Annotated in this window: 21 protein-coding genes; 17 read left to right on the forward strand and 4 right to left on the reverse strand. The window is 44.5% G+C overall.

From position 1 onward, the window contains the following. Positions 1-51 precede the first annotated feature (51 nt). The 5 genes from rpsA to pyrF all read left to right on the forward strand — a co-directional run bounded on the left by rpsA (position 52) and on the right by pyrF (position 4,538). Entirely contained in the window at positions 52-1,722 is a 1,671-nt protein-coding gene (gene rpsA, locus AB4493_RS09195; protein ID WP_010439921.1) for a 30S ribosomal protein S1, read from the forward strand. Positions 1,723-1,843: 121 nt separating this feature from the next. Then, entirely contained in the window at positions 1,844-2,128 is a 285-nt protein-coding gene (ihfB, locus tag AB4493_RS09200; protein WP_017060238.1) for an integration host factor subunit beta, read from the forward strand. Between the two features lie 129 nt (positions 2,129-2,257). Continuing rightward, entirely contained in the window at positions 2,258-2,530 is a 273-nt protein-coding gene (locus AB4493_RS09205) for a LapA family protein (protein ID WP_017060239.1), read from the forward strand. A 12-nt stretch (positions 2,531-2,542) separates the two neighbouring features. Further along, positions 2,543-3,718 (forward strand): lipopolysaccharide assembly protein LapB, encoded by a 1,176-nt coding sequence (gene lapB, locus AB4493_RS09210; protein WP_017060240.1) that lies wholly within the window; start codon positions 2,543-2,545, stop codon positions 3,716-3,718. A 124-nt stretch (positions 3,719-3,842) separates the two neighbouring features. After that, positions 3,843-4,538, forward strand: a complete 696-nt coding sequence (gene pyrF / locus AB4493_RS09215; protein WP_372154902.1) for an orotidine-5'-phosphate decarboxylase — start codon at positions 3,843-3,845, stop codon at positions 4,536-4,538. Between the two features lie 104 nt (positions 4,539-4,642). Here pyrF and miaE read toward each other — a convergent pair whose 3' ends face one another. Together miaE and AB4493_RS09225 are read right to left on the reverse strand one after the other, a co-directional pair. Continuing rightward, positions 4,643-5,398, reverse strand: coding sequence for a tRNA isopentenyl-2-thiomethyl-A-37 hydroxylase MiaE (gene miaE / locus AB4493_RS09220; protein WP_017060242.1), 756 nt, complete (start codon positions 5,396-5,398; stop codon positions 4,643-4,645). Positions 5,399-5,541: 143 nt separating this feature from the next. After that, positions 5,542-6,306: a hypothetical protein gene (locus AB4493_RS09225; protein ID WP_017060243.1), complete on the reverse strand. Its 765-nt coding sequence runs from the start codon at positions 6,304-6,306 to the stop codon at positions 5,542-5,544. A 322-nt stretch (positions 6,307-6,628) separates the two neighbouring features. Between AB4493_RS09225 and cysB the strand changes: the two genes are divergently transcribed. Both cysB and AB4493_RS09235 read left to right on the forward strand, forming a co-directional pair. Then, on the forward strand, positions 6,629-7,603 hold the full coding sequence (gene cysB, locus AB4493_RS09230; protein ID WP_017060244.1) for an HTH-type transcriptional regulator CysB: 975 nt from the start codon (positions 6,629-6,631) through the stop codon (positions 7,601-7,603). 140 nt (positions 7,604-7,743) lie between these two features. Then, entirely contained in the window at positions 7,744-8,946 is a 1,203-nt protein-coding gene (locus tag AB4493_RS09235; RefSeq protein ID WP_372051735.1) for a methyltransferase, read from the forward strand. A gap of 155 nt (positions 8,947-9,101) precedes the next feature. Here the strand turns inward: AB4493_RS09235 and ald are convergent, their stop codons facing one another. Continuing rightward, complete coding sequence (gene ald, locus AB4493_RS09240) at positions 9,102-10,226, reverse strand: alanine dehydrogenase (protein ID WP_102332952.1); 1,125 nt, start codon at positions 10,224-10,226, stop codon at positions 9,102-9,104. 156 nt (positions 10,227-10,382) lie between these two features. On the opposite strand from ald, the gene lrp reads away from it, so the two are divergent. The 6 genes from lrp (at position 10,383) to AB4493_RS09270 (ending at position 18,241) form a co-directional block, all read left to right on the forward strand. After that, on the forward strand, positions 10,383-10,877 hold the full coding sequence (gene lrp / locus AB4493_RS09245) for a leucine-responsive transcriptional regulator Lrp (protein WP_004734558.1): 495 nt from the start codon (positions 10,383-10,385) through the stop codon (positions 10,875-10,877). A 163-nt stretch (positions 10,878-11,040) separates the two neighbouring features. Continuing rightward, positions 11,041-14,211, forward strand: coding sequence for a DNA translocase FtsK 4TM domain-containing protein (locus tag AB4493_RS09250; protein WP_372154903.1), 3,171 nt, complete (start codon positions 11,041-11,043; stop codon positions 14,209-14,211). Positions 14,212-14,286: 75 nt separating this feature from the next. Next, entirely contained in the window at positions 14,287-14,883 is a 597-nt protein-coding gene (gene lolA / locus AB4493_RS09255) for an outer membrane lipoprotein chaperone LolA (protein WP_017060248.1), read from the forward strand. Positions 14,884-14,947: 64 nt separating this feature from the next. Then, positions 14,948-16,303, forward strand: a complete 1,356-nt coding sequence (locus AB4493_RS09260) for a replication-associated recombination protein A (RefSeq protein WP_276605534.1) — start codon at positions 14,948-14,950, stop codon at positions 16,301-16,303. 142 nt (positions 16,304-16,445) lie between these two features. After that, complete coding sequence (gene serS, locus AB4493_RS09265; RefSeq protein ID WP_017060250.1) at positions 16,446-17,753, forward strand: serine--tRNA ligase; 1,308 nt, start codon at positions 16,446-16,448, stop codon at positions 17,751-17,753. Between the two features lie 221 nt (positions 17,754-17,974). Then, positions 17,975-18,241 carry a DksA/TraR family C4-type zinc finger protein gene (locus tag AB4493_RS09270; RefSeq protein WP_372154904.1) on the forward strand — a complete coding sequence of 89 codons (267 nt, stop codon included), beginning with the start codon at positions 17,975-17,977 and terminating at the stop codon, positions 18,239-18,241. Between the two features lie 124 nt (positions 18,242-18,365). On the opposite strand, the gene bioA is transcribed toward AB4493_RS09270, so the two are convergent. Further along, a complete protein-coding gene (bioA, locus tag AB4493_RS09275; RefSeq protein WP_372103089.1) occupies positions 18,366-19,643 on the reverse strand; it encodes an adenosylmethionine--8-amino-7-oxononanoate transaminase in 1,278 nt (425 codons plus the stop codon). Positions 19,644-19,802: 159 nt separating this feature from the next. Here bioA and bioB point away from each other — a divergent pair, with 159 nt between their 5' ends. Genes bioB through bioD form a run of 4 tightly spaced genes read left to right on the forward strand, consistent with a single transcriptional unit; the run spans position 19,803 to position 23,537 of the window. Further along, complete coding sequence (gene bioB, locus AB4493_RS09280) at positions 19,803-20,855, forward strand: biotin synthase BioB (protein WP_016792500.1); 1,053 nt, start codon at positions 19,803-19,805, stop codon at positions 20,853-20,855. After that, positions 20,842-22,053 (forward strand): 8-amino-7-oxononanoate synthase, encoded by a 1,212-nt coding sequence (bioF, locus tag AB4493_RS09285; protein WP_017060253.1) that lies wholly within the window; start codon positions 20,842-20,844, stop codon positions 22,051-22,053. Before bioB ends, bioF begins: the two co-directional genes overlap by 14 nt. Then, positions 22,054-22,857 carry a malonyl-ACP O-methyltransferase BioC gene (gene bioC / locus AB4493_RS09290; RefSeq protein ID WP_017060254.1) on the forward strand — a complete coding sequence of 268 codons (804 nt, stop codon included), beginning with the start codon at positions 22,054-22,056 and terminating at the stop codon, positions 22,855-22,857. It abuts the gene before it with no gap. Further along, positions 22,854-23,537 carry a dethiobiotin synthase gene (bioD, locus tag AB4493_RS09295; protein ID WP_017060255.1) on the forward strand — a complete coding sequence of 228 codons (684 nt, stop codon included), beginning with the start codon at positions 22,854-22,856 and terminating at the stop codon, positions 23,535-23,537. The genes bioC and bioD overlap by 4 nt, the downstream gene beginning before the upstream one ends. Positions 23,538-23,599 lie beyond the last annotated feature (62 nt).

Raw genomic sequence — 23,599 nt, forward strand, 5'->3', positions numbered from 1 at the left:
AACCCCATGCGGTAGGATACCCATGGACGTTTAATTATTGAAGATTAAATAATGACTGAATCTTTTGCTCAACTCTTTGAAGAGTTTCTATCTGAAACTGAATTCCAACAAGGCAGCATCGTTAAAGGTACTGTAGTAGCTATCGAGAACGGTTTCGTTCTTGTAGACGCTGGTCTTAAGTCTGAATCTGCTATCCCTGCTGAACAATTCAAGAACGCTGCTGGCGAACTTGAAGTTGAAGTTGGTGCTGAAGTAGACGTAGCTCTAGACGCTGTTGAAGATGGTTTCGGTGAAACTCAACTTTCTCGTGAGAAAGCTAAGCGTCACGAAGCTTGGATCGTACTTGAGAAAGCTTGCGAAGAAGCTGAAACTGTTGTTGGTATCATCAACGGTAAAGTTAAAGGCGGTTTCACTGTTGAACTTAACGGTATCCGTGCTTTCCTTCCTGGTTCTCTAGTAGACGTACGTCCTATCCGTGACACTGCTCACCTAGAAAACAAAGAGCTAGAGTTCAAAGTAATCAAGCTAGACCAGAAGCGTAACAACGTTGTTGTTTCTCGTCGTGCTGTTATCGAATCTGAAAACAGTGTTGAGCGTGACGAACTTCTTGAAACTCTACAAGAAGGTACTGAAGTTAAAGGTATCGTTAAGAACCTTACTGACTACGGTGCATTCGTTGACCTTGGCGGTGTTGACGGTCTTCTACATATCACAGATATGGCTTGGAAGCGCGTTAAGCACCCATCAGAGATCGTTAACGTTGGTGACGAAATCCTAGTTAAAGTTCTTAAGTTCGATCGTGAGCGCACTCGTGTTTCACTAGGTCTTAAGCAACTAGGCGAAGATCCATGGGTAGCAATCGCTAAGCGTTACCCAGAAGGTCACAAGCTTTCTGGTCGTGTTACAAACCTAACTGACTACGGCTGCTTCGTTGAAATCGAAGAAGGCGTTGAAGGTCTAGTACACGTTTCTGAAATGGATTGGACTAACAAGAACATCCACCCTTCTAAAGTTGTTAATGTTGGCGACGAAGTTGAGGTTATGGTTCTTGATATCGACGAAGAACGTCGTCGTATCTCTCTAGGTCTGAAACAGTGTAAAGCTAACCCATGGCAGTCATTTGCAGAAATGCAAGCTAAGGGCGACAAAGTTACTGGTAAGATCAAGTCTATCACTGACTTTGGTATCTTCATCGGTCTAGAAGGCGGTATCGACGGTCTTGTACACCTATCTGACATTTCTTGGAACGCTGCCGGCGAAGAAGCTGTACGTGAATACAAGAAAGGCGACGAAATCTCTGCTGTTGTTCTAGCAGTAGATGCAGAGCGTGAGCGTATTTCTCTTGGCGTTAAGCAAATGGAAAACGACCCGTTCAACGCATACGTTGCTGACAACAAGAAAGGTGTTCTTGTAAACGGTACTGTTACTGCAGTTGACGCGAAAGGCGCTACTATCGAGCTAATCGAAGGCGTTGAAGGTTACATCCGCGCTTCTGAAGTTTCTCGCGACCGTATCGAAGATGCATCTCTAATCCTAAGCGTTGGCGACAGCGTTGAAGCGAAGTTCACTGGTGTAGACCGTAAGAACCGCGTAATCAACCTATCTATCAAAGCTAAAGATGAAGCTGATGAGCAAGAAGCAATGGCTTCACTGAACAAGTCTGAAGAAGGCGCGTTCGGTAACGCAATGGCAGACGCATTCAAAGCTGCTAAAGGCGAATAATAGCTTCTCATTAAGAGAATTATAGCTATCTAGCCAAGAAAGGAGCCGTAAGGCTCCTTTTTTTTTGCTTATTTTTCCGATAGGTCTATAATTTCTAAAAAGAAAACCAACGAGGGTAACTATGACTAAGTCTGAATTGATTGAGAGACTGTGCGCTGAGCAAACGCATCTTTCTGCAAAAGAAATTGAAGACGCTGTAAAAGACATTTTAGAGCATATGGCTTCAACACTAGAAAGTGGTGATCGAATCGAAATTCGCGGTTTTGGCAGCTTTTCTCTGCATTATCGTGAGCCTCGTGTTGGACGTAACCCAAAGACTGGTGACAAGGTTGAGTTAGAAGGTAAATACGTTCCTCACTTCAAACCAGGTAAAGAGCTGCGTGAACGAGTAAACTCAGGAATGTAGCCTACTTATCGGAATTAAGAAAAGCGGCATACTATAATGTATGCCGCTTTTTTATGACCATAATATGGTGGTCTGATTAGTAATTTTCCTGCATAATCGTACAGCTAACCAACCAATGAGTGATGAACTATGAAAATTATAAAAATAGTCGCCGTTATCGCACTTTTCCTAATTGCACTGGCTTTAGGCTCTCAAAACCAAACAACTGTGAATTTCAACTATCTGCTAGCGCAAGGTGACTTCCACCTATCAAGTTTATTAGGTGTTGTATTCGTTTCAGGCTTCGCCCTTGCTTGGTTAGTCTTTGGTAATATGCACATGCGGTCTCAGCTAAAAATTCATCGCTTGAAGAAGCAACTCAATAAGCAATCAAAGCAGGTCCCTGCTGATACTAAAGCTTAAAGGCTATATTTGATGTTAGAGTTACTGTTCTTACTTTTGCCCATCGCAGCCGCTTATGGCTGGTATATGGGTAATCGTAATGCTCAGCAAGAAAAACAAAAGCAATCACACCAGATCTCCCGTCAATACGTGACGGGTTTGAACCTATTACTGTCAGACCAATCTGACAAAGCGGTTGATCACTTCATTGAGCTGCTTCAAGTAGACAATGAAACCATCGATACTCACTTGGCTTTGGGCAACTTGTTCCGCTCAAGAGGCGAAGTCGACCGCGCTATTCGTATTCACCAAAATCTCATCTCTCGTTCGGGGCTTACCCTCGATCAGAAAAATCTCGCACTGCAACAATTAGCTAAAGACTACATGGTCTCTGGCTTCCTTGATCGCGCTGAAAAAATCTTTGAACAACTTGTAGAAGAACCTGACCATAAAGAGGGCGCTTTACAGCAGTTGGTGGCTATTTATCAGCAGACCCGTGAGTGGAACAAGGCTATCCATTACGGAAATATCTTAGTTAAGCTCGGCAAGAAAAAAATGAAGATGCGTGCCACAGTCGCGCATTTCTGGTGTGAGCTTGCAATGCAAGAACAAGCCGATGGTAATCGTTCTAAAGCGCTTCAGCATTTTAAGAAGGCGCTTTCTGAAGACCCTAAATGTGTTCGCGCAAGTATCGCACTAGGGAAGTTCCACTTAGCGAACGAAGATTACCAAAAGACAATTGATTGTCTTGAATCGGTACTTGAACAAGATATCGATTTTATCAGTGAGGTGTTGCCAACCCTTGCTGAGTGTTACCACAAGCTTGGACAAGAAGCTCAATTGGTCGAGTTCCTCAAAGCGTGTATTCAGAAGAAAGCCGGTGTATCTGCCGAACTGATGCTGGCGCAATTGGTTGCTCACCATGAAGATGTAGGCTCTGCTCAAGAGTTACTGACAAAGCAGCTTGTTAAAAATCCAACCATGAAAGGTTTTTATCGATTAATCGATTACCACCTAGCGGAAGCAGAAGAAGGCCGAGCAAAAGACAGCTTAACCACACTTCAATCTATGGTTGGTGAACAGCTTAAGGTTAAGCCTCATTACCGTTGTCGTCAGTGTGGTTTCTCGACACACTCTTTGTATTGGCACTGCCCTTCATGTAAAGGGTGGGGGACGATCAAGCCTATTCGTGGGCTTGATGGTGAATAGATTTGTGGTCACTTTAAGACCAAATTATTAATTGCAGCTTTCGGGCTGCATTTTTATGACTGTTATTTATCACCTGCTTAGGTGATTAGAAATTTTTAGAAAGTTAACTGCGTTAGGAGATGAAATGAACGACCAAAAAATCATTGTAGCCTTGGATTATGATAATCAAGCGGATGCGTTAGCCTTTGTCGATCGAATTGACCCAGCATCTTGCCGCCTAAAAGTGGGCAAAGAGATGTTTACCCTGTTTGGCCCTGAATTTGTTCGTGAATTACATAAGCGTGGTTTCTCAGTATTTTTAGACCTTAAATTCCACGACATCCCGAACACATGTTCAAAAGCAGTCCGTGCTGCCGCTGAACTGGGTGTTTGGATGGTGAACGTACACGCAAGTGGCGGTGAGCGTATGATGACGGCTTCTCGCGAAATCTTAGAACCTTATGGCAAAGATTGTCCACTGTTAATCGGTGTAACGGTACTCACCAGTATGGAGCAATCTGACTTAGCGGGTATCGGTCTGGATCTTGAACCACAACAACACGTGATGCGCTTGGCTTCTCTAACGAAAAACTCTGGCTTAGACGGTGTTGTATGTTCTGCACAAGAGGCTTCTTTGCTTAAAGATGCACTTGGTCAAGAGTTCAAGCTAGTTACTCCAGGTATTCGTCCTGTCGGCGCAGATGTTGGTGACCAGAAGCGCATCATGACGCCTTCTAAAGCGATTGAATCAGGTTCAGACTACCTTGTTATTGGTCGTCCGATTACGCAAGCGATAGACCCTGCTGCTGTACTTGCAGAGATCAACGGTACGCTTGCTTAAGTCTATATTTGGATTGAGATATAAATAAAGAAGGCCAGCAAATTGCTGGCCTTAATTTTTTAGTCTGGATTAGTCTAAACTGGACTGAATGTTCTGTGTGGAGCCTAAACCGGAGCACCACTATGGAATTTGAAGTCGCTGTCTTCTGAAGTGATAAGATCAGCTTCTACTTGAGCAAAATGCGAAATACGCTCTGAAATATCTTTCCCTGCGATCTGTTCTGCTAGCTCAAGGTAATCTTGGTAGTGGCGAGCTTCTGAACGAAGTAGAGACACGTAAAACTTCTCCATGTCTTCTTCCAAGAAAGGAGCCAATTTAGCGAAGCGCTCACAAGAGCGAGCTTCAATAAACGCACCGATGATAAGCTTATCAACCAGAGCATCAGGCTCGTAAGTCTTAACTTGTTTGATCAAGCCCTTAGCGTAACGACCCGCCTCGATTGGCTGGTAAGTCACGCCTTTCTTCTCCATCAACTCCATGACTTGGTAGAAGTGATGCAGCTCTTCTTTGATCAGTAAAACCATCTTATCGATTAGGTCAGCACCGTAATTACAGCCTTCTTTCGCTGTGATTTGCTTGGATACGTTGCTTTTACCACGCAGAGACTCTAAGTCTCCGATACGACGGTAAGCAAATTGCTCGTATGGCAAAATCCATTCATTCAGTTGCTTCGCGCTTTCTTTATCGACGGCGTACTTGCGAATAAGGAATAAAGCACTCTGTGCCGCCTTAAGTTCACACAGCATGTGATCGCGTAGAATGATGTGAAGATTTTCTGGCTTTTTGGCTTCATCTATCCATGAATCTGGCGTTTCGGCTTTAAGAAAAGAGTGGATTGGAGCGAGTAATTCTTGATACATGGTCAGGGAAAGTTTGTTGATAATGCGGGGATTTTATCACAGCTCAAGAGATCTCCCTATACAGAGAAAGGAAATTCAACAGCTACAAAAAAGGCCGCCTATTTAATGTAAATAAGGCGGCCTTTAAGTGTTGAGTTAGACTGTTACCATTTCTTCTTCTGACCGAAGAGGGCATCCATATCGTCTTCTCGTTCTTTAGATTCCATCTGCTGCAAATCTTGAGCGTTTTTGTCTTGGCGTTTCTGGTCAAGCTCGTTAAGCATCTGTTGAAGCTTTTCTTTGGCTTGATTAGAGTACGAGTCGTTCTTAGTCGCCAAAGCATCAATACCTTTGCGTAATAGCTGAATCGCTGTTCCCGGTTGTCCGCGAGAAATCGAATCGTTTGCACGTTTGATAACATTTTCAATGTTAATACGGATTTGAATTGTTTCTAGGCGAGCATTTTCAACCACATAAGCTTGAGTCTCGAAACGGCCTTTATTGTGCTCGTTGCGCACCGTATCACGCAGGCGTTTAACTAACTTAAGCATCATGATCGCTTGCTTGTCACTACTTGGTACGCGGAAAGCGGTACTCTCGCCACCTTTGTAGTTCTCTTTTAGCTGAGTGATTTGTTGTTTTACGCTTTCAATGCGTTGGGCAAGCTGCTTATTTTTTGGATCGAGTTGATACATGTTTTCTAATGCATCAAGAATTCGATTGTTTAAGCATACAAGAAGATCTTGGCTAAACGGCATGTGATGAGCGTTGCCAATCAGTTCTTCTGTACCGTCAATAATGGTTAGATAACGAGAAGCTTCCTGTTTCTTCGCTGTTTCTACCTTAACTTTATATTGAAGCATGATGTTGTAGCCTAAAACTAACACCAAAAGAACGGCTACTAAGACGATTATTAAACCAATATTCATATATTTGAGTCTGCTTATTATTTTCTATAGCTAACTGGAGAGGATACACGATTCCATTGTGTATCGGCACTCGTAAATTGCAATTTCTGATTATCTCTTGTTGAGCGAAATCGGCAATCAAAACTTACCAACTAATGTATGAGAATGAGGGTTGGGTTGCAAAGCGTTAGTGATGTTTTTGTTTGTTAAGCTAGAAAAACTCAATTTTCCTGTCATTTTTGTGTTCGAAGCGTTATAACTATTAATTATATTACACGCGACTATAACGCTCTCTTTGCAAATAAGTTAGCACAGAAATGAGTAAAGGATTACGAGGTTAGATATGAAGTTACAGCAACTGAAGTACATTGTTGAGGTTGTAAACCATAACCTAAATGTTTCAGCTACAGCAGAGAGTTTGTACACATCTCAGCCTGGCATTAGTAAGCAAGTTAGATTACTTGAAGACGAACTAGGCATTCAGATTTTTGAGCGTAGCGGCAAGCATCTAACGCAGGTTACCCAAGCGGGTGAGGATATCATTCGTATCTCTCAAGAGATTTTGGCGCGCGTTGAAAGCATTAAAGCGGTAGCGGGTGAACACACACATCCAGAGATGGGTACATTGAATATTTCAACGACTCATACTCAAGCTCGTTATGCACTGCCTGATGTGATTAAAGGTTTCACGGCGCGCTATCCAAAAGTATCGCTTCACATGCACCAAGGTACGCCAAGCCAAATGTCAGAAGCCGTCGCTAAAGGTACAGCGAATTTTGCGATTGCAACGGAAGCGCTACACCTTTACCAAGATGCGATTATGCTGCCTTGTTACCACTGGAACCGTTCGATCGTCGTGACCAAAGATCATCCCCTGGCACAGAAGCGTAATATCACGATCGAAGATCTTGCGGCTTACTCTCTCGTGACTTATGTATTTGGTTTCACTGGCCGTTCTGAGCTTGATACCGCGTTTAACAAAGTAGGTTTAACACCGCGTGTTGTGTTTACTGCGACCGATGCAGACGTAATCAAAACCTACGTTCGTATGGGCATTGGTGTTGGTGTAATTGCAAGTATGGCTATTGACCACGAGCAAGATACTGATTTGGTTGCGATTGATGCGAGCCATCTATTTGGTGCGAGCACAACCAGCATTGGTTTTAGAAAAGGCACCTTCTTGCGTTCTTACATGTTTGATTTCATGGAGCGTTTTGCACCGCACTTAACTCGCCCTGTGGTTGAGCAAGCTATTTCTTTGAAATCGAACGAAGAGATCGAAGAGATGTTTAAAGATATCGAACTGCCAGTTCGTTAATCTCATCGTGTAAATTTTGATTCTTATTCGGCCTGTATTTGCAGGCCGTTTTTCTTTTGGGCTTTTAGTTTTCGTTTTCTTTATCGGGCCTTTCCATTTCGACCTCTTACCCCTACAATCCACGCATCATAGGGGGAAGCATGCATTCACGATTTAAAATACTCGATTCATTTTTGCTAGAGCACCAGATTTACTGGCGTTCAGAGCCTTTTCACCTATGCCAAACTCAACAGCAGCCGTGGAAAGAGGTCAATCGTCCACTCGTTGATTGGTTAGAAAGCTTAGATAATGAAAGCATTCAAACCTTAAAAGAGCAGCCTCAGCTTTTGATTGAGGAACTGACTCGTTTCCTACCTGAATTAGAAACTGCTACCCAAAACATCCAGTTCGATAACACTGCTTTGGTTGGTTTAGACCTCCCACGTGGTACTGCTGATGGTATTCCTGGCCGAAAGCTACATCAAATTGTCACAATGGGCGAGGCTGCATTATGCCATCACCATGGCAAAGAGTGGCTCGAGTGGTGTTCTGGTAAAGGCTTTCTTGGTCGAATCCTATCTCAGCAATCGGATCAAAAAGTCACTAGCTTTGAATGGCAGCAATCGTTATGCGAAAGCGGACAAAAGATTGCGGATGACCAGAAGTTAGCGATGGATTTTGTTCAAGGAGATGCGTTTTCAGACAAGGCCGATGACGTGTTTAATTCGTACCAACATGCCGTGGCCCTTCATGCTTGTGGTGATCTTCATGTTGAGCTAGTTAAAAAGTCAGTGTCACATGGGCTACCAGCGGTCACTATTTCTCCTTGTTGTTATCATCTTATTCGAGACGAAAACTATCAAGCGATGTCTTCTATCGCGAAAAGCTCAGCATTAACGTTAAGTAAGAGCGACTTGAGAATCCCGCTTCAAGAAACCGTTACTGGTGGTGAAAGAGTAAAAAGACATCGTCAACTAGAGATGAGCTATCGTCTAGGCTTCAGCCAGTTGCTTAAGGCTGAACTTAACATTGACGAATACATTCCTGTACCGAGCATCAAAAAATCAGAGTTAGCTGAGGGTTTTGAATCTTTCTGCCGTTGGGCATCTGAAGTGAAAGAGCTATCGCTGGGCTCAGATATTGATTTTGACTCTTATTTGATTCAAGGCGAAGCGCTTTTCTGGGAAATGGAAAAGCTGAGTTTGGTTCAACAAGTCTTTAGACGACCATTAGAGATATGGCTGGCTTTAGATCGCGCTATCTATCTGCAAGAGCAAGGTTATGAAGCTACGATTGAAGAGTTCTGTGAACGCAGTATTACGCCAAGAAATCTATTGATTCATGGGGTTAAAATCGAGCGCTAGTGGTAAACCGTACTGTTACGTGTTTTTACTAACTAAATCCATTAATGCAAAAAAGCCAGCGCGACATAATGTCGTACTGGCTTTTTGTTTAATGTGTATGAGTTAACTGAACGCTTCAACGAGAAGATTATTGCGTTCAGTTAGTCATTACATCATTAGTTAAACATTGCGATTGCTTCTGCTGGGTCTACGTATTCAAGGTCAAAGCTTTCTGCAACTTCTTTACAAGTTACTTTACCGTGAATAACGTTTAGACCTTCTAGGAAGCCTTCATCAGATAGAAGTGCTTCGCGGTAGCCTTTGTTCGCTAGCTTAACAATGTAAGGAAGTGTTGCATTGTTTAGTGCGTAAGTTGAAGTACGAGCAACAGCGCCAGGCATGTTTGCAACACAGTAGTGAACTACGTCATCAACAATGTAAGTTGGGTCTGCGTGAGTGGTTGCGTGAGAAGTCTCGAAACAACCGCCTTGGTCGATTGCAACATCAACAACTGCTGAACCTGACTTCATCTTAGCGATGTGCTCTTTTGTAACCAATTTTGGAGCTGCTGCGCCAGGAATTAGTACTGCACCAATTACTAGGTCTGCTTCTAGAACATGCTTCTCAATGGCGTCTTCAGTAGAATAAACCACTTTTGCGCGACCTTGGAATTCTTCATCAAGTCGACGCAGTGTATCTACGTTACGGTCAAGAATTGTAACATCAGCGCGAAGGCCTACAGCCATACGTGCTGCGTTAGCACCTACAACACCGCCACCAACAACAACAACTTTTGCTGGTTCAACACCTGGAACGCCACCAAGAAGAAGACCACAACCACCGTTAGATTTCTCTAATGTTTGTGCACCTGCTTGAATAGACATACGACCAGCTACTTCAGACATTGGTGCTAATAGTGGCAAGCGACCCATATTATCTGTTACAGTCTCATAGGCTACGCAGACAGCTTTGCTCTTGATAAGCTCTTCAGTTTGTGGAAAATCTGGTGCAAGGTGTAAATAGGTAAATAATATTTGCCCTTCGCGAAGCATAGCTCGCTCGACAGCTTGAGGTTCTTTAACCTTTACAATCATCTCTGCTTTCGCGAAAACGTCAGCAGCAGTAGGAAGAATGGATGCGCCTACAGCGATGTAATCATCGTCTGAAAAACCGATACCAGTACCGGCATTGGTTTCTACAAAAACTTGGTGGCCGTGTGAGATTAGTTCTCTCACGCTAGCTGGGGTCATACCAACGCGGTATTCGTGGTTCTTGATTTCCTTAGGTACGCCAATGATCATCCTGACTCCTCATTTTATTTTGGTTGTTTTATCTATGTGTAGGGTAATTCTGTCGAATTAATATCTAGTATAGATAGGTTTAGATAAAATTTGATACTGAATATTAAAAAGTTGTAGTATATTTTTTTGCAAGGAAGTAATAAGGTGGAATAAAAAATGGCAGACAATTATAAGAAGCCGTCCAAGGAACTAGATCGTATTGACCGCAACATTCTTAATGAGTTGCAAAAAGACGGTCGTATCTCAAACGTTGAACTCTCAAAACGAGTAGGACTTTCTCCAACTCCATGTCTTGAACGTGTTCGTCGTTTAGAACGTCAAGGTTACATTACTGGGTACACAGCGTTGCTGAACCCACAGTACCTTGATGCTTCACTTTTAGTGTTTGTTGAAATTACGTTGAACCGTGGTGCGCCAGATGTGTTCGAACAATTCAACACCGCTGTGCAGAAACTGGATGACATCCAAGAGTGTCATTTAGTGTCGGGTGATTTTGACTATCTTCTAAAAACACGTGTATCTGATATGGGTGCTTACCGTAAGCTACTGGGTGATACGTTACTTCGTCTACCGGGCGTAAACGACACTCGAACTTACGTAGTAATGGAAGAAGTGAAACAAACCAATCAACTTGTGATTAAAACTCGTTAGTCACAATTGGTGAAATGAAAGAAAGCGGACATTTGTTCCGCTTTCTTGCTTTCTGGAATTGGGTTTTTCTGTTTGATATGGTTAAATCAACAGTAGTTTCATTGAAACGAGCGGCTTTGGCCGCTCGAGATGTTTTTATCCCTTTTAATTATTAAGTTGGTTTATGTTCAAGCAGAGCAGTAATAAAGTAGAAACAATCATTAAAACGAGTGAAGAGCCTCAGTCTCCTCGTTTGAGTGGTTCTCAACGTCTCAAAGAGTGCAGTCTGATTCTCGGTGTTCTCTTCTCTATTCTACTTGCCGTTGCGTTATTAACTTTTAGTCCTGCAGACCCATCATGGTCGCAAACGGCGTGGGGTGGTGACATTCAAAATGCGGGTGGCTACCTAGGTGCTTGGTTGGCGGATACGCTTTTCTTCGTATTTGGTTCTTTGGCTTACCCTCTGCCTATCTTAGTGACGGTTGCTGCGTGGGTTTTATTCCGCAAACGTAATGAAGACGAGCAGATCGACTTCATGCTGTGGGGCACTCGCTTACTTGGCCTGACTATCCTAATTCTTACGAGTTGTGGTTTAGCGGATATCAACTTTGACGACATCTGGTACTTTTCATCCGGTGGCGTGGTAGGTGACGTTTTAACAAGCCTTGCACTTCCAACGTTGAATGTTCTTGGTAGTACGCTGGTTCTTCTTTTCTTATGGGGTGCTGGTTTCACTCTATTAACCGGTATCTCTTGGCTAAGCATTGTGGAATGGTTGGGTGAATGTGCCATCAAATTTTTCACGTCTACTGTTAATAAGGCTCGTGGCCAAGACCAAGAGCTGCTTGAGCCTCAATTAAGAGAATCAGCAGACCGCGATTTAATCGAAGAACGTCATCACCAGCATCAAGCGCCAACTTACCGCGATGTTCCTGCTATAGAAGGCAACAAAGAATCAACAGAGCATGATCGGCTAGATCCTGCGATGAGTTTTTCTGCGACCAATGAGTCGTCAGACGTGGCGACAAATGCGCGAGACAATGCTGCATCGCCGAAGCGTCATTACAATATTCATATGCCTGTCGATGCTCCTGCGAAACAAGAAGCTCCTGTTCATGAACAACCTCAGGTTCAGCCTCAAGCGGTAATTGAGTCAGAGCAAACGATCCCTGCAGCAGCTGTTTACCAAGCGCCAGAAGAACCGCTAGAAGAAGGTATTGAGCGCTCTAAACAGTTGAATGCAACGATAGAGCAGCTAGAAAATGCGGCCATGTATGAAGATGACCTAGCAGAACAAGATCAGGTTGACGCGCGTGATTCTCAGGTTGCTTACCAACAATACATGCAGAACGAACAACCAGAAGTTGGCCCTGCTCATGCTGACCTTAGAAGTGCTGAACCAGAATTAGATAGCTCACCACAAGTAAATGGCGAATTTGGTTCTGAAGATGTTCAACCTGAATCTTTATACGCTTCACCTATGGGCGAGCCAGAAGCAACCGTGGAAGACGATTTCTCTGCACAACCTTCACCGTTTGATGTGACGGAAGAGCAAAGCTACCAACAGGGCTCAGAGCTTGAATCAGAACAGGCTGAAGCTGAATTAGCTGACGCAGCATTAATCGAAGAACAGTTTGAACCTTTCCCTTATCAAGAAGAACATTCAGAACCTGAACAGCCAACAGCACAAAACCTAGAGCCAACTGTTGATCTTCCTTGGGAAGAAGTAACGGAAGAAGAACCTGCGCATCAAGATCAAGATGTCGCCGCATTCCAAAGCATTGTTTCTGAAGCCCAAGCGAATATGGCAGCGGCGCAGAATCCGTTCTTGGTTCAACAAGATGTTAATTTACCTAAGCCTGCTGAGCCATTACCCACGCTTGAATTGTTATTCCACCCTGAAAAGCGTGAAACCTTTATTGACCGTGATGCGCTAGAGGCAATTGCTCGTCTTGTTGAATCTAAGCTAGCGGACTACAAGATCAAAGCAGACGTTGTCGACATTTTCCCAGGTCCAGTAATCACTCGATTCGAACTTGATCTGGCTCCAGGTGTGAAAGTAAGCCGTATTTCTGGCCTTTCTATGGACTTAGCGCGTTCGCTCTCTGCATTGGCAGTACGTGTCGTAGAAGTGATTCCGGGTAAACCTTATGTTGGCTTAGAACTGCCGAATATGAGTCGCCAAACGGTATTCTTCTCAGACGTGGTTGCTAGCCCTCAGTTCCAAGAAGCGAAATCGCCAACGACAGTGGTTCTAGGACAAGACATCGCTGGTGAAGCCGTTATTGCTGATCTATCGAAAATGCCTCACGTTCTGGTTGCAGGTACAACCGGTTCTGGTAAGTCGGTAGGTGTGAACGTAATGATTCTGAGTATGCTTTACAAAGCATCACCGGAAGATGTTCGCTTCATCATGATCGACCCGAAAATGCTTGAGCTATCGGTTTATGAGGGTATTCCTCATCTATTGTCTGAAGTGGTAACCGACATGAAAGATGCGTCGAACGCCCTTCGTTGGTGTGTTGGCGAGATGGAACGACGTTATAAGCTGATGTCAGCATTAGGCGTTCGTAACATTAAAGGTTACAACGATAAGCTTAAGATGGCAGCGGAAGCGGGTCACCCAATTCACGATCCACTGTGGAAGCCGGGCGACAGCATGGACCCAGAAGCGCCATTGCTTGAGAAGCTGCCTTACATTGTGGTTATCGTTGATGAATTTGCCGACCTAATCATGGTGGTTGGTAAGAAGGTTGAAGAACTGATTGCACGTTTGGCACAAAAAGCACGTGCGGCGGGTGTTCACTTGATCCTAGCGACGCAACGTCCATCAGTGGATGTTATTACTGGTCTTATCAAAGCGAACATTCCAACCCGTGTTGCCTTTACGGTATCAACCAAAACGGATTCACGAACTATCCTTGATCAAGGTGGTGCGGAATCACTATTGGGTATGGGTGATATGCTTTACTTGCCACCGGGTTCTAGCCATACAACTCGTGTTCACGGTGCCTTTGCATCTGATGACGATGTACACGCAGTTGTGAATAACTGGAAAGCGCGTGGTAAGCCAAACTATATTGATGAAATCACCAACGGCGAACAAACCCCAGAAACCTTGCTTCCGGGTGAGAAGATGGAAGGTGATGAAGAGGTCGATCCTCTGTTTGATCAAGTGGTAGAACACGTTGTTCATTCACGTCGTGGCTCAGTTTCAGGCGTACAGCGTCGATTCAAGATTGGCTACAACCGTGCTGCACGTATTGTCGAGCAACTTGAAGCTCAAGGTATCGTAAGTGCTCCAGGTCATAACGGTAACCGAGAAGTCTTAGCACCAGCGCCACCAAAAGATTAGTTCCGGTAGGAACTCATAACTATTCAGTCGGTCAAATCGAAAATATGACCGACTTATGTTCTAACAGGATTATTGATGAAAAAAGTATTCGCACTTTTATTTATGAGCTTCTCAGTGTTTGCTTCTCCGAAAGAAGAGTTGAGTAGCCGCTTGGCATTAAACGCAGGCTTCAGCGCTGACTTTAAACAAGTCGTGACCAGCCCTGATGGTGATGTTGTTATGGAAGGTGAGGGCACGGTAGAGATTGCACGCCCAAGCCTGTTCCGCTGGGAGACCACGTTCCCTGATGAAAACTTGTTGGTATCTGATGGCCAAAGCTTGTGGTACTACAGCCCGTTCATTGAGCAAGTGAGCATTTATTGGCAAGAGCAAGCGACATCACAGACACCTTTTGTCCTGCTTACACGTAACCAAGAAAGTGATTGGGATAATTATAATGTGGCGCAAACGGGTAACCAATTCACGCTAACGCCAACTGCTGTCGATTCTAATCAGGGTGACTTCCAGATTAATATCACCGAAAAGGGCATTGTTCAGGGCTTTAATGTGATTGAACAAGACGGTCAAAAAGGTGAGTTTACCTTTAGCAATGTTGATTTGGGTAAACCTGCAGCAGACCGTTTTACTTTTGTGGCGCCGGAAGGTGTCGAGGTCGACGACCAAAGAAACTGATCTAAAGAAGCAGATCGTTTGGTAGTACGTCGATAGGCATTAATGCCATCAACGAATCAAGAGATTGCAATTGAGTAATTACAGCTTAGATTTTGCGGGGGACGAAGATTTTCGTCCCCTTGCTGCTCGTATGAGACCGGAAACTGTCGAACAGTATATCGGTCAGCAACATATATTAGGCCCAGGTAAACCACTTCGCAGAGCATTGGAAGCGGGTCATATCCACTCGATGATTTTGTGGGGGCCTCCGGGCACCGGTAAAACGACGTTAGCCGAAGTAGCGGCAAACTATGCGAATGCAGAAGTTGAACGCGTATCGGCGGTAACTTCGGGCGTAAAAGACATTCGTATTGCGATTGAAAAAGCGCGTGAGAACAAGCAAGCAGGGCGCAGAACCATCCTGTTTGTGGACGAAGTCCATCGCTTTAACAAAAGTCAGCAGGATGCTTTTCTGCCTCATATCGAAGATGGTACCGTGACCTTTATTGGTGCGACGACAGAAAACCCTTCTTTTGAGTTGAACAACGCTTTGTTGTCACGTGCGCGTGTCTACAAACTGACTTCTCTCAATACCGAGGATATTTCCCTCGTCATCCGCCAAGCGATTGAAGATAAGCAACGTGGGTTAGGTGATGTGCCTGCTGATTTTGCTGATAATGTTTTAGATCGCCTTGCAGAACTGGTTAACGGCGACGCGCGTATGTCGCTTAATTATCTTGAACTGCTGTATGACATGGCAGAAGACAACGATAAAGGTGAGAAATCGATAACCTTGCAGCTGTTGGCTGAAGTGGCCGGTGAGAAAGTCGCTCGTTTTGATAATAAAGGCGATATTTGGTATGACCTAATATCTGCAGTTCATAAGTCAATTCGTGGTTCAAACCCGGATGCGGCTTTATATTGGTCGGCACGCATGATTGCGGCAGGTTGCGATCCTCTGTATATCGTTAGACGCTTGCTGGCGATTGCTTCTGAAGATATTGGCAATGCTGACCCTCGCGCAATGCAAGTCGCGATGTCGGCTTGGGATTGTTTTACACGTATTGGCCCTGCTGAAGGGGAGCGTGCGATTGCACAGGCGGTTGTTTATCTCGCGTGTGCACCAAAGAGTAACGCCGTTTATACAGCTTGGAAGCAAGCGTTAACAGACGCGCACAATCTGCCTGAATATGAAGTCCCTCATCATTTACGGAATGCACCCACAACTTTGATGAAGGACATGGGCTACGGGCAAGAATACCGTTATGCTCATGACGAACCTGGAGCTTACGCGGCTGGGGAAAAGTATCTGCCTCCTGAAATGGGAGAGAAGCAATACTATTTCCCAACAAAACGAGGCTTAGAGACCAAAATTGGCGAGAAGCTAGATTATCTGGCGGATTTGGACGCAAAAAGCCCACAAAAACGCTATGAAAAGTAGTCTTTTTTGGATATCGTTACCTAGTCATAAAAATTCAATTAAATCGTTAGAAATTGGTCGAAATAGCACCAGTTTTAGGGGTTTAGCAGTGATTCAGTAGCAAACTACTGAATATTCAAATAACTAAAGCATAGGATTAGCAATGCTGGATTCTAAATTACTTCGAGCTGAGCTGGATGAAACAGCGGCAAAATTAGCACGTCGAGGCTTCACCCTTGATGTAGAGACAATTCGTGAACTTGAAGAAAAACGTAAGTCCCTTCAGATGAAAACTGAAGAGCTACAAGCGTTACGTAACTCTCGATCGAAGTCCATTGGTCAAGCGAAAGCAAAAGGCGACCATGAAGAAGCTGAGCGTATCCTTGCAGAAGTAGGCAACTTAGGCGCAGAACTAGACCAAGCTAAAGTAGCATTGGCTGATCTTCAATCTGAGCTAGAAACGATCACAATGTCTATTCCTAACCTACCTGATGCAGAAGTGCCAGATGGTAAAGATGAAGACGATAACGTAGAAGTTTCTCGTTGGGGTCAACCTAAGACTTACGACTTTGAAGTGAAAGATCACGTCGATCTTGGCGAAATGTCTGGCGGTCTTGATTTTGCTAGCGCAGTTAAAATCTCGGGTTCTCGTTTCATCGTGATGAAAGGCAAATTTGCACGTCTACACCGTGCTATTGCTCAGTTCATGCTGGACCTTCACACTGATGAGCACGGCTACACAGAAATGTACGTACCGTATCTAGTGAACCACGATAGCCTTTACGGTACTGGTCAACTTCCTAAGTTCGGCGAAGACTTGTTCCACACAAGCCCGCTAACTGAGCAAGTAAGTGACGTACCTCTTAAGACTTTATCGCTTATCCCTACTGCGGAAGTACCGGTAACGAACATGGTTCGTGACACGATCACTGATGAAGCTGAACTGCCACTTAAGATGACAGCTCACACGCCGTGTTTCCGTTCTGAAGCGGGTTCTTACGGTCGTGACACTCGTGGTCTTATCCGTATGCACCAATTCGATAAAGTTGAATTAGTACAAATCACTAAGCCAGAAGACTCAATGGCAGCGCTTGAAGAGCTAACTGGCCACGCTGAGAAAGTACTTCAACTTCTAGAGCTTCCTTACCGTAAAGTGATTCTATGTACAGGTGACATGGGCTTCGGTTCTGCGAAAACTTACGACTTAGAAGTATGGGTTCCAGCACAAGAGACTTACCGTGAGATTTCTTCTTGTTCAAACATGTGGGATTTCCAAGCGCGTCGTATGCAAGCTCGTTTCCGTCGTAAAGGCGAGAAAAAACCTGAACTTGTACACACACTAAACGGTTCTGGTCTTGCTGTTGGTCGTACTATGGTTGCTATCCTTGAGAACAACCAAGAAGCAGATGGCCGTATTGCTATCCCAGAAGTACTTCAACCATACATGGGCGGCGTAACGCACATTGGTTAATTAGATTGATTAAGCATTAGGTTACTTATAAAACCCAGCCAACAGGCTGGGTTTTTTATTGCCTATAGAATAGTGCAGTGGCGAGAAATAAATAATTTTTGTTACCTATGTGTAATAGTGTTTTATTGATTTTGATAATTATTACAATCCTTAAATGTGGCTATAATATGCTCTTACCGCGGTAGGTATAGATTTTCTCGTTCAAATACTGAGGAGGGCTTATGGCCGTAGGATGGGCTGGTGACGATAGTGTCAGCCAGCAAATACAAAATACCATTGATGATGAGATCTCTCGTGTAAGAGGAAACCTTCGAGGTGGTGAGGGTTTGCGTTATTGTGATGAGTGTGGTGATGAGATTCCGGAACAAAGACGACTCGCGATCAAAGGCGTTCGTTTGTGTATAGAATGTCAGTCAATATTAGAGCATGACGCACATCGACATTCATTGTTTAACCGTCGAGCAAGTAAAGATAGCCAATTACGTTAAACTGACGGTTACCTTCAAGCAGTTAAGGCCTTACTTTTATGTAAGGCCTTTTAGTTTAATTAAATGATTTATTAATGAAGATATATAGAAATAATCGTCGCTCTTGTTTAGAGCAATAAACGCCTTATTTAAAGCAATGAGTATTTTGTAATGCAGTGTCGATAGCAGCGACCAATTGCTCAATATGTTGTGGTTTGATAATAAACGGAGGCATCATATAAATTAGCTTACCAAACGGACGGATCCAAACGCCTTGCTCTACAAAGTGAGCTTGAATGGCTTCCATATCGACGGGTGTGTGAGTTTCAACGACGCCAATAGCGCCTAACCAACGCACGTCTTTAACCAGTTCATGTTCTCGCAACGGTGGTAACAACTCAGAAAAGAGCTGTTCAATCTGTTGAGTCTGATTTTTCCAATGGCCTTGCTCGATGATGGATAAACTTGCCGCACCGACTGCGCAAGCCAATGGGTTGCCCATAAAGGTTGGCCCATGCATAAAGCAGCCCGCTTCACCGCCACATACCGTGTCAGCAACTTCTTTACTCGCCAGCGTCGCTGACAATGTCATATAACCACCAGTTAAAGCCTTGCCTACGCATAAGATGTCCGGTTGAACATCGGCATGCTCACAAGCGAATAGTTTCCCTGTACGGCCAAACCCGGTCGCAATCTCATCCAAGATCAGCAATACGTTGAATTCATCACACAGTAAGCGAACTTGTTTTAGGAACTCAGGGTGGTAGATGCGCATGCCACCAGCCCCTTGAACGATTGGCTCTAAGATCACCGCTGCGACTTCTTGATGGTGTGCTGCCAGCTTTTCTTTAAAACTATCGATGTCACTTGAGTTCCACTCATCCCAAAAGCCTGTTTTTGGCGAATCAGCGAAAATATGTTCCGGCAAAAAGCCTTTGTAGAGGCTGTGCATCGAATTGTCAGGGTCGGTCACTGACATCGCCGCAAAGGTATCACCGTGGTAGCCATCTCTTAGTGTGAGGAACTTTGAACGAGGTTGTCCTTTAGCGTGCCAATATTGCAATGCCATCTTGAGGCTAACCTCTACGGCAACTGAACCTGAATCGGCCAAAAATACATGCTCAAGATTACTTGGCGCGAGATTCAAAAGCTTCTTACATAGATCGATAGCGGGCTGGTGGGTGATGCCACCAAACATAACGTGTGAAACCTTATCGATTTGACTATGAGCTGCAGCGTTTAGCTCTGGATGATTGTAGCCGTGGATGGTTGACCACCAAGATGACATACCATCAATAATTCGTTTTCCGCCTTCTAATTCTAGGTAAACACCGTCTGCGTTGGTGACTGGGTAGCAGGTCAGAGGTGTTAACGTTGATGTGTAGGGATGCCAGATATGCTGGCGATCAAAGGCGAGATCCATAGTAACTTCCATTCTTGGTGCGGTTAAAAAATAACCATATGTAAACTTTTGATATTATCAATGTGTTGACAGTCTAAAGCTTGTCGGTAGACTAGCCAAGCATAAATGCAATCTCTATTGATAGAGATGAAACATCAAATAATAAAAAAGGATCGACACGTGGAAGTTCGTCATGACTGGACAGTTGCTGAAGTAACAGCACTGCTTGAAAAACCGTTTATGGATTTAATGTTTGAAGCTCAAGTGGTTCATAGACAGTACCAAGAGCACAACCACGTGCAGGTGAGTACGCTTCTATCGATTAAGACTGGTGCTTGTCCTGAAGACTGTAAGTATTGTCCTCAAAGTGCTCACTACCGAACGGATGTCGACAAAGAACGCCTAATGGAAGTAGAGCGTGTTTTGGATGCGGCGCAAAAAGCCAAGAACGCGGGCTCGACTCGTTTCTGTATGGGCGCGGCGTGGAAAAACCCGAAAGAACGCGATATGCCTCACTTGACTGATATGATCAAAGGTGTGAAAGGTATGGGTCTAGAAACCTGTATGACACTAGGCATGTTAACCCCTGATCAAGCTGGCGAGTTAGCGGATGCAGGCTTGGATTACTACAACCATAACCTTGATACGTCTCCCGAGTTTTACGGCAGCATCATCACCACTCGTACTTACCAAGATCGTTTAGATACGCTATCTCACGTACGTGATGCCGGTATGAAGATCTGTTCTGGTGGCATTATTGGTATGGGCGAAAGTACCAATGACCGTGCAGGCCTGCTGGTAGAGCTAGCGAACCTTCCGGTACACCCTGAGAGTGTGCCAATCAACATGCTCGTGAAAGTGAAAGGCACACCGATGGAAAACGTCGATGATGTTGAATCTTTTGACTTCATTAAGTTGATTGCGATTGCTCGTATCATGATGCCAATGTCAGCGGTTCGTCTATCTGCAGGTCGCGAGAATATGAATGAACAGATGCAGGCGATGTGCTTCATGGCTGGCGCGAACTCTATCTTCTACGGTTGTAAGCTACTGACTACGCCAAACCCAGATGAAGACACGGACATGCAGCTGTTTAAGAAGTTAGGCATCAACAGCCAACAAGTGGCTCAGAAGCCTGATGAAATTCAAGAAAACGAACTGTTAGATCAAGTAGTGGAGCGCGTTGCTGCTCGTCCAACGAAAGATGACATGTTCTACGATGCCACTGTTTAAATCCCGTATCAAAGATGCCCTTGTTCAACGCCGTGAGCAGGGGCTAACTCGTCAACTTAAAGTGCTCGAAAACAGTAATGGTCCTTTGCTTAATTGCGAAGGTTCTCGCTTTATTAATTTTTCGAGTAATGATTACCTAGGCTTGGCGAACGACCCTGAATTGGTAGAGGCGTGGCAAGCGGGGCTTTCCCTTTATGGTGCTGGCAGTGCGGCATCGCCATTGGTCACGGGTTTTAGTCCTGCTCATAGAAATTTAGAAGCTCAGCTGTGTGAATGGTTGGGCTTTGAACGTGCGATTCTCTTTAGTTCTGGTTTCAGTGCGAACCAAGCCTTGTTGTTTTCTCTGCTCGAAAAAGACGACTCTCTGCTGCAAGACAAGCTTAATCACGCCTCTTTGATGGAAGCGGGGATGCTTTCTCATGCAACCATGAAACGCTTTAAACACAACGACACGCAGCATCTAGAGTCTCTATTAAGCCGATCTCTACAATCCTTGGTCGTCACTGAGGGCGTATTCAGCATGGACGGCGATCAAGCGCCTCTCAGCCAGATATCTAACCTGACTCATCAATACGACAGTTGGTTGGCGGTTGATGATGCCCACGGTATCGGCGTATTAGGTGATAAAGGAGCTGGGAGTTGCAGTGCAGCACAAATCTCCCCCGATATTTTGGTGGTGACCTTTGGCAAAGCATTTGGCGTTTCTGGTGCTGCGATTCTTTGTTCGTCAGAAGTGGGTGATTACTTAACTCAGTTTGCTCGTCATCATGTGTACTCGACGGCGATGCCACCTTCACAAGCGGTGGCTTTATCTCATGCCTGTAAGATGACTCAAACTCAAGAGTGGCGCCGAGAAAAGCTGACTGAGTTAGGGTCTCTCTATGCAGAGCAGGTGAGCGGCTTGAAAGGCTTTGTGGATACTCAGACTCCGATTAAGCCATTTGTGATAGGTGAAGCACAAGCGGCATTATCAATAGCTGAAGAGTTAAAGCAAAACCAAGTTTGGGTGACCGCAATAAGGCCGCCAGCCATACCTGCTGGAACTGCTCGATTACGAATCACGTTAACAGCTAACCATAGCCCAAAACAGATTCTCCAGTTAACCAGGTCGTTGCATCAAGCCATTGAACGAAACATCGACTTAAGCACTGAACCGGGTATCCATCCAAGCTTTGAATCAAATAAAGAGGCTCAGTAAATGTCACAAGAAGCAGTAGTGCATAATTACGTTGGCCAAGATAAGAGTGCGATTGCCGAAGCCTTTGGTAAAGCGGCAACAACCTATGACAAACACGCTGAATTTCAACGCGATGTTGGCCACCGATTACTGGATAAATTACCCAGCGATCTGTCAGGCTTTAAGGTGCTGGATCTAGGTTGTGGTACTGGCTATTTCTCCGAGCAACTTGTAAAACGAGGCGCCGAAGTGGTTTGCGCTGATCTTTCTGTTGGAATGCTAGCAACAGCAGAGAAGCGGTGTGGTGCATCTGTATCTTTATATCAACAAGCCGATGCCGAACAATTGCCGTTTGAAGATGGGTGCTTTGACATCGTTTTCTCTAGCCTTGCGTTGCAATGGTGTGACGATTTGTCGTCGCCTTTGAGAGAGATGAAGCGTGTTACAGCGGCTGGTGGGCGTGTTATTTTCTCAACTTTGCTTGATGGGTCGCTGTTTGAACTGAAAAAGTCGTGGTCCAAAATTGACGCACATCAACACGTTAACCATTTTATTACAATCAATAAGGTAAAAATTGCGTTAGCGCAATCTAGCTGTACCGTTCATCAACTAGACTTGCCCACCATCACCGTTTGGTACGACACTGCGTTTGAACTGATGCGCGACCTTAAAGGTATCGGCGCTAATCACGTAAGTGGTCGCTCACAAGGTTTAACAAGTCGTCGCATGTTGCAGCTTGTTGATCGGGAATATCGAGAGTTTAAGAACCATCAAGGTTTCTTACCAGCAACATATCAAGTTTGTTTAGGGGTTATTCAATTATGATTGATGCATTATTCATTGCAGGTACGGATACCGAAGTGGGAAAAACTGTGGTTTCAAAAGCGATTCTTCAAGCTTTGGCCGCACAAGATTTATCAACAATTGGTTACAAGCCAGTTGCTGCAGGGAGTGAAAAATCCCCTGAAGGACTACGTAATAGTGATGCACTGCATCTTCAAGAAGCGGCGACGCAAGATATTGCTTACGAAGACGTCAATCCATACGCGTTGTTGCTACCATCATCGCCTCACATCGCTGCTAAGCATGATGGTGTTGTAATTGATGAGGCGGTATTATCAGCGAAGCTAGAAGAGCATAAGAAAAACTCTGACATCGTGTTAGTTGAAGGTGCTGGTGGTTGGCGAGTCCCGGTTTCAGACGATGAATATCTTTCTAGCTGGGTTAAAAAAGAGCAACTGCCAGTGGTACTGACTGTGGGTATTAAACTTGGTTGTTTGAGCCACGCTCTATTAACGGCAGAAGCGATTCGTGCTGATGGCCTAAACCTAGTAGGTTGGGTCGCAAACCGTATCAATCCAGGTACTGAGCACTACGCAGATATTATTGCGATGCTTGAAGATAAGTTAGGTGCACCTAAGTTAGGTGAAATCCCTTACGTCCCAAAAGCGAAGTCTAAAAACATTGGTAAGTACATTGATGTGCAGCCTTTGCTTGCGCTTTAATTACCACGTTATGTACTAAATAAGAAAAGGGCTGCGATTGCAGCCCTTTTGCTATTTTAAGC

Source organism: Vibrio sp. 10N.222.55.A1 (genome assembly GCF_041473835.1).
Taxonomy (GTDB): domain Bacteria; phylum Pseudomonadota; class Gammaproteobacteria; order Enterobacterales; family Vibrionaceae; genus Vibrio; species Vibrio crassostreae_C.

Coding starts and splice junctions, on each gene's coding strand:
- rpsA (WP_010439921.1), top strand. CDS start 52: ATGACTGAATCTTTTGCTCAACTCTTTGAAGAGTTTCTATCTGAAACT.
- ihfB (WP_017060238.1), top strand. CDS start 1,844: ATGACTAAGTCTGAATTGATTGAGAGACTGTGCGCTGAGCAAACGCAT.
- AB4493_RS09205 (WP_017060239.1), top strand. CDS start 2,258: ATGAAAATTATAAAAATAGTCGCCGTTATCGCACTTTTCCTAATTGCA.
- lapB (WP_017060240.1), top strand. CDS start 2,543: ATGTTAGAGTTACTGTTCTTACTTTTGCCCATCGCAGCCGCTTATGGC.
- pyrF (WP_372154902.1), top strand. CDS start 3,843: ATGAACGACCAAAAAATCATTGTAGCCTTGGATTATGATAATCAAGCG.
- miaE (WP_017060242.1), bottom strand. CDS start 5,398: ATGTATCAAGAATTACTCGCTCCAATCCACTCTTTTCTTAAAGCCGAA.
- AB4493_RS09225 (WP_017060243.1), bottom strand. CDS start 6,306: ATGAATATTGGTTTAATAATCGTCTTAGTAGCCGTTCTTTTGGTGTTA.
- cysB (WP_017060244.1), top strand. CDS start 6,629: ATGAAGTTACAGCAACTGAAGTACATTGTTGAGGTTGTAAACCATAAC.
- AB4493_RS09235 (WP_372051735.1), top strand. CDS start 7,744: ATGCATTCACGATTTAAAATACTCGATTCATTTTTGCTAGAGCACCAG.
- ald (WP_102332952.1), bottom strand. CDS start 10,226: ATGATCATTGGCGTACCTAAGGAAATCAAGAACCACGAATACCGCGTT.
- lrp (WP_004734558.1), top strand. CDS start 10,383: ATGGCAGACAATTATAAGAAGCCGTCCAAGGAACTAGATCGTATTGAC.
- AB4493_RS09250 (WP_372154903.1), top strand. CDS start 11,041: ATGTTCAAGCAGAGCAGTAATAAAGTAGAAACAATCATTAAAACGAGT.
- lolA (WP_017060248.1), top strand. CDS start 14,287: ATGAAAAAAGTATTCGCACTTTTATTTATGAGCTTCTCAGTGTTTGCT.
- serS (WP_017060250.1), top strand. CDS start 16,446: ATGCTGGATTCTAAATTACTTCGAGCTGAGCTGGATGAAACAGCGGCA.
- AB4493_RS09270 (WP_372154904.1), top strand. CDS start 17,975: ATGGCCGTAGGATGGGCTGGTGACGATAGTGTCAGCCAGCAAATACAA.
- bioA (WP_372103089.1), bottom strand. CDS start 19,643: ATGGATCTCGCCTTTGATCGCCAGCATATCTGGCATCCCTACACATCA.
- bioF (WP_017060253.1), top strand. CDS start 20,842: ATGCCACTGTTTAAATCCCGTATCAAAGATGCCCTTGTTCAACGCCGT.
- bioC (WP_017060254.1), top strand. CDS start 22,054: ATGTCACAAGAAGCAGTAGTGCATAATTACGTTGGCCAAGATAAGAGT.
- bioD (WP_017060255.1), top strand. CDS start 22,854: ATGATTGATGCATTATTCATTGCAGGTACGGATACCGAAGTGGGAAAA.